At 82.2% G+C, this 225-nt stretch carries 1 protein-coding gene; it reads left to right on the forward strand.

The annotated features are described in order from the left end of the window. A partial coding sequence (locus tag AX685_RS22365) for a hypothetical protein (protein ID WP_197418502.1) occupies nucleotides 1–225 on the forward strand: 225 nt, incomplete at both ends.

The following is a 225-nucleotide window of genomic DNA, read 5'->3' on the forward strand; positions in this document are numbered from 1 at the left end:
GCTGGCGCGCGGGCCGTCGCTGATGCGGCCGCAGCTGGTGCTCGATCCCGCGCTCGATTGCCTCGACGCGGGCGTGCGCGACCGGGTCGCGGCGCGGCTGCGCGACTGGGTGGCGACCGCCGCCGCCGCGGCACTGCCCGCGCTGGCCGCGCTGTCGGAAGCGGCGCGGGCGAAGGCGGCCGGCCCCGCGCTGCGCAGCATCGCCGGCGCGCTGGAGGCGGGCGG

Origin of the sequence: Sphingomonas sp. CCH9-F2 (assembly GCF_001556735.1) — a bacterium.
GTDB classification, from domain to species: Bacteria; Pseudomonadota; Alphaproteobacteria; order Sphingomonadales; family Sphingomonadaceae; genus Sphingomonas; species Sphingomonas ginsenosidimutans.